Annotated in this window: 1 protein-coding gene and 3 pseudogenes; 1 reads left to right on the top strand and 3 read right to left on the bottom strand. The window is 56.8% G+C overall.

What is annotated here, in order from left to right; translation table 11 throughout:
* Nucleotides 1–725: 725 nt before the first annotated feature.
* A pseudogene (locus A3A5_RS44960) lies at nucleotides 726–918 on the bottom strand (ATP-binding protein); the annotation flags it as partial.
* A 56-nt stretch (nucleotides 919–974) separates the two neighbouring features.
* Nucleotides 975–1175: pseudogene (locus A3A5_RS41865) on the bottom strand (transposase); the annotation flags it as partial.
* Here A3A5_RS41865 and A3A5_RS41860 point away from each other — a divergent pair.
* Nucleotides 1172–1395, top strand: a pseudogene (locus A3A5_RS41860) (transposase); the annotation flags it as partial. The pseudogenes A3A5_RS41865 and A3A5_RS41860 sit on opposite strands and share 4 nt — an antisense overlap.
* A gap of 348 nt (nucleotides 1396–1743) precedes the next feature.
* Here A3A5_RS41860 and A3A5_RS41855 read toward each other — a convergent pair.
* On the bottom strand, nucleotides 1744–1872 hold a 129-nt coding region (locus A3A5_RS41855; RefSeq protein ID WP_018312157.1), incomplete at its 5' end, for an IS4 family transposase.

Below are 1872 nucleotides of genomic sequence, written 5' to 3'. Positions count from 1 at the left end.
CAACCTGTCGCAAGCTCTATCAGTACCTGAATCGGGCTTCACTCGGCTAGCCGCACATCCGCTTTCACCCACAGATTCCGCCGACGAGCCTAAAAAATCAAGGACTTACGCCAAACGAACTGAAATTGTCACCGACAGAGGGTCGCGAAGCGTCAATCGAGCGCGTGCAACGCACAAACACTGCCCTGAAACGCTGCGCCGACGCTTATCTGGCGACGGCGATCGGAGGCAGGAACACGAACGCAACGACAACCCTGGCCAACGCCCTACGACGGATGCCTGGGATCGCGGTATTCAGATGAAGCCGTGCCTGGAGATGCCTGGCCAAGGCTTTTGCATCCCATGCCAGACCGCATCAACGCCTTGCGGTACTTCGGCTCATGGGCCGAACACCGCCAGGTCGGCACCTCTGCCCACCCTAGCGGGCCCGGCAATGCGCGCAACGATATGGTGCCTCGATAAGTTGCACATTCAAGCAAAACGGTGTTGCGTGCCCGCACCGCAGAAGGTGCAGAGTGCATGGAGTAACGATGAGCAGGACATCGAGTCGTGCTCTCCATTTGATGCAAGAGGCAGTGGTAGCCGCGTCCCATGCAACAGCGGCAGTAGCGGAGACTTCGCAATAGCGTCGCTGCTCGGCTTTCTCGATGAGCGCCATGTGCAGCATCCTTTTCGGCAAGCCCAAGGCCTCGTTCAGCCGAACAGTATTCACCACTCCGAACTGAAGCGTTCCGGATGCCATAAAAGGGCAATTCCTCGACCATCAACGGCGCGACGATCTGCGTCTTCCCTGCAGATAGGTTCTTGAGCGAGTAGTTCCTGCTGGCCGACGAGGAACGTGAACAGCTTAATCTGCTGGCGATCCACGGCATCGTGGGCATCACGCAGCCATTCGTATTCATTGTCGTTGTGGCGCTGTGTTAGGTAACTGCATCTGTCTGCTGCGCGCTTGGGTTCAGGCTGCTAGGGCGGATTCAACCGGTCGTCGCAACACCAGATTGTTGAACAGATTTTAAGTATTCGTCCAGGGCTTCAACGGGTGTCTTCCAATCAAGCATTTTCCGGGGCCTGGTATTCAGTGCATTCGCAACGGCCTGTATCTCTTGAGCGCTCCACCGAGACAGGTCTTTGCCCTTTGGAAAGTATTGCCGCAGAGGACCGTTCGTGTTCTCTGACGGAGGTGGAGTGGGCGGCAATAGAAGCTCTGCTGCCCAAGCCCGCCCAGCGAGGGCGACGCAGGAAGGGAGATCTTCGCGAGGTCATCAACGCCTTGCGATACCTGGTGCTGGCTGCGGCCGGTGCATGTTGCCCAAGGATTTCCCGGCCTGGCAAACGGTGTATTGGTGGTTTCGCCGACTGATGCGCCGGTTCCTGTTCCAGACCATTCACGACATAGATGTTCTTGGCGAGGTCAATTCCAACGGTGACAATAGGCATGGACTTCCCCTCTTGCTGGTGTTGATGAAGGCCGAAACCTCATCATGGCACGTTGATGCCGATTCGCGGCTTCCGCAGCAGCCTCGGGACGGGGAAGTCCCTTTCATTCTTTAGTTGTGTGAGCGAAATGCGCTCGTTGGTTTGCATAAATTTGTTCCTGCTGGTCCCGCCAGCTAACCGTTTCCGAGCCGCCGGGAGCAAATTTGCTTCAACTAATTTTGCAGAATATTTATATGGACGCCTCCCGTTTTGCCAAGAGAGATTGGGCGTATTGGCGGACAGTAAGGCCATTTGATTACACACATCTCAGTCGTCAAGTTCACGGGCGTACCGGAGGCCTGCGGCGAAATCCACCACTCGCTGCAGGCCTTGCCAGATGGTCTTGACTCCGGGTTCGCCGTCTCCTTTGCGCGCCAGGAAGCCGCCGAGCATAGC

It is taken from the genome of Cupriavidus sp. UYPR2.512 (genome assembly GCF_000379565.1).
Taxonomy (GTDB): domain Bacteria; phylum Pseudomonadota; class Gammaproteobacteria; order Burkholderiales; family Burkholderiaceae; genus Cupriavidus.
This window is presented reverse-complemented; position numbering and strand designations above follow the sequence as displayed.